The sequence below is a fragment of the Bradyrhizobium sp. 62 genome (assembly GCF_023073035.1).
In the GTDB taxonomy this organism is placed as follows: Bacteria; Pseudomonadota; Alphaproteobacteria; order Rhizobiales; family Xanthobacteraceae; genus Bradyrhizobium.
On record NZ_JADPIT010000034.1, the window covers coordinates 1 to 3,600 of the forward strand.

At 62.7% G+C, this 3,600-nt stretch carries 2 protein-coding genes; both read right to left on the reverse strand.

Annotated features, from left to right (window positions below):
* The coding region (locus IVB47_RS34190) for a HAMP domain-containing protein (RefSeq protein WP_346730830.1) at positions 1-769 on the reverse strand (769 nt) is incomplete at its 3' end.
* A gap of 279 nt (positions 770-1,048) precedes the next feature.
* A complete protein-coding gene (locus tag IVB47_RS34195) occupies positions 1,049-3,205 on the reverse strand; it encodes a methyl-accepting chemotaxis protein (protein WP_247468233.1) in 2,157 nt (718 codons plus the stop codon).
* Between the last annotated feature and the right edge of the window lie 395 nt (positions 3,206-3,600).

A 3,600-nucleotide genomic window follows, 5' to 3' on the forward strand; every position in this document is an offset into this window, starting at 1 on the left:
GACCCGGCAGGACAACAGAGAAGTCACCGCCGGCGAGCTTCTCCATTGCGGCAGTCAGGGCGCGCATCGGACGGGCAATGCTGAAGATCGAGAAGACGCAGGCGCCGATCAGGACGAGCGCGACCAGCACGCCTGCGATCAATGACGTCCGCGCAACGGACGCAGCCTGCGCTTCCGCCGCCGTGCGCGCCTCCTCACTCCTGTGCTTAGCGAAGTTCGTGATTTCGTCGGCGAGCTCCGATATCTCCGCGTTGATCGGCGCCAACGTTTCCTTGCGGATGCGGTCGATCTCGGCGGTCAGCTTTGCCAACTGCGTCGCCGCTTCGCCGTCCTTCTTCGACTCGAGTGCGAGCTCCTGCTTGCGGACCGCCTCGATCTGCTGCTCGCCCTTCTGGAAATTTCCGATCAACACGGTCAGGCGGTCGATACGCTTGTGGTTCTCCGGCGATTGCGAAAGCCTTGCCATTTCACCCGAGAACTTCAGGGCCGACGTCTGCCGGTCATTGAAATAGCCGGCGGCTTTCTGCATCTCGGTCGGTGAGCTCGACATCAGGATGTCGCGAATGCCGATCTGCATGCCCCGCACCGACGATTTCGCTTCCGCGGCATTGAGCGCGATCGCCTGCTGTCTCGATGCGCTATCGCCGAACTTCTGGACCTCGGCGCCTCCGCTCATCTGGAGGAGGATCATCACGGCGACGAGCGCGAGGGTCAGCGCCGAGGTGATGGCGAGCTTGGTGCCAATTCGCAGGTTCTGAATGATCATCATCGAAAATATCCTTGGGATACGCATTGTCGCGACCAAGCGCGTGAACAGCTGGGAAGGATATCTGACGAGCCCTCCATTAACGTTAAGCGCGAGAGCGGCGCCGCTTAGGTAGAAATACTGAATGCGCCGCTCGAATTGCCGGATTACCGCAACTATCCCGCGCAATCGGAACATGCTTCGCGAATTAGCGAGGTCCGCGTGCGTTAACGTCCACCCCCTACGAGGTCGCTCCGCAGACGCAACCGATTTCGGATTCGGTTGCGACTGCGCGATGCCGCGTCACGCTGCGCGCACGGTATCGAGGAAGTTGCCGACCTCGAGCTTAAGGCGGTTGCTGTCTCCGGAGAGCGACTGGGCCGCCGCCAGCACCTGCGACGACGCCGAGCCGGTTTCGCCTGCACCGCGCTGCACGTCGGTGATGTTGGCCGAGACCTGATGGGTGCCTTCCGCCGCCTGCTGCACGTTGCGGGAGATTTCCTGTGTCGCCGCGCCCTGCTCTTCCACGGCAGCCGCGATGGTGGAGGAAATCTCCGAGAGCTTCTCGATAGTGCCGCTGATGTCCTTGATTGCGTCGACCGAATGCTCGGTCGCGGTCTGGATGCTGGCGATCTGCTGCCCGATCTCGCCGGTGGCCTTCGCGGTCTGTTCGGCGAGTGCCTTGACCTCGGAGGCGACGACCGCAAAGCCGCGACCGGCTTCGCCGGCGCGCGCGGCCTCGATGGTCGCGTTGAGCGCCAGGAGATTGGTCTGACCCGCGATGGTGTTGATCAGCTCGACCACGTCGCCGATCCGCGTCGCCGCCCTGGACAATTCGCTGACACGCTCGGTGGTGACGCGCGCCTGGCCGACAGCTTCGTGGGCCACGCGGGCCGATTCCTGCACCTGCCTGCTGATCTCGGTGATAGAGGACGATAGCTCCTCGGTCGCCGACGCCACCGCCTGCACGTTGGTCGACGCCTCCTCGGAGGCCGCAGCAACCATGGTCGTGAGCTGCTGCCCGCGCTCCGCGGTCGATGTGAGCGTCGACGCCGAGGCTTCGAGTTCGGTCGCTGCCGAGGACACGGTATCGACAATCTCCCCGATGGCGGCTTCGAAGCCGTCGGCCAGCTTCCGCATATCCGCCTTGCGCTGCTCGTCTGCCCGCCGCTCGGCCGCAGCGTGATCGCCGCGCATGCGTTCGACTTCAAGGCCGTTTTGCTTGAAGACTTCAACGGTCCGCGCCATCTCGCCGACCTCGTCACCTCGGCGGGTGCCTGGCACGACTGTCGTGAAGTCGCCATTGGCGAGCCCACCCATCGCAACCGAAATGGCTGAAAGCGGCTTGAGGATCCGGCCAAAGGTGATCCAGAAACTGAGGCCAGCGAGCATCACCGAGACGCAGAGCAACACGACCGTGAAAGCGAAATTACGAGTGCTGCCTTCTGCCTGCATCGTGGCTTCGCGGTCAGCGGCCGCGCCAATGGCTTCACCGAGCTTCAGCACCGCATTGATGCCGGCAGTGGCCCGCGTGAAGTATTCGGGTCCGGTGATCTTGTAGTCCCCGCCTTCGCCACCGGCGAGCACAATTGCCCGCGTTTCGCCGTAGGCTCCAAAATAGGACTTCTCGACCTCCGTCATCGCCTCGCCGATCTGCACGGCGAGGTCGGAGCGCAGCCGCACCGGCAATACCGTGTCCCATGCGAGTTCGACCTTGGCTCGCAGCGCCGAAAGGCGCTCATAGCCCTCCATCCCGAGCTTCGCGCGCGCACCGACGACCCCAGCCAGCAGGGCCCGCTCCCTTCCGGCATTCTCGGCCATCTGAGCTGTCAGATGTCGCAAGCCGATGAGCTGAGCCAGCCTTGCCACGGGCGGGCTGGTGAGCGTTTCGAGCGTCAGCCGCAAGCGGTTGCTCGCGACGTCGATCACCTCCGTAATTGTCGGCGCGAAGCCATCTACGAGGTCAGGCTCGCGTTCGACGCGCGGGCGCGACATTCCCGCATCGGCCTTCTCACGCAAGAGACGCAGCGCCTCAAATTTCGCCGCGGCGTCCGCAATCTGTCTTTGCCCCGCCGTCATTTCGGGAATCGCGCTGATATCGAGGGCGGCTTGGCGAAAGGCCTCGTCGGCCGTCGCGCGCGCCTTGGCGATTTCGGCACGGCGCTCGGGGCTGACGACATCAGGAGACTTCAGCACGGCGTTGGTCAGCCCGCGTTCAATCGCCCAATGTCCTGCGCTGCGCAGCAGCAGATGGGCAACTGCATTGACCTTCAGGAATGCCTCGGACTCTCGCCTCTTGAGGATGGCGTCATAGGCGATGAATCCAGCCGAGGCCAACCCCAGCAAGACCAGGGCAGAGATGATGATCGGCAAGATCGTGCCGATCCGAACATTTCCAAGCCGACTCCACGCGCTGGCGGCCTGAGTTCGGACCTGCTGATGATGAGCAGGGCTCAACATGCTAAGTTTCCCCCAAAGGAAACACGCAGCCAAGTCCTTGCCGGCTGCATGGACGTTGATCGCCCTTGCCGGAGAATCTAGTCCTCGAGTTTCGCATTCTGGTTAACGGGAGGCCCGGAGAAATACTGAGATTTCAGCCCAAATAATTGAAATGGAAGAGATAATTTCGCGAGTAAGTTGTAAATTTCAGCTGGAGGTCGCCGCCGTTTGCTTTTGCAGCCGATGTTCGCCGAAAGCATGCGCGAGACGTTCGCGGCGACGATCGGATGCAAAAACGCCCCGCCTGAGAGAGGCAGGGCGTCTCTCTAACTGTCTGGAACGAGGCTCTTAGGCAGCGCGCACGGAATCGAGGAATTTGCCGACCTCAAGCTTGAGGCGGTTGCTGTCGCCGGACA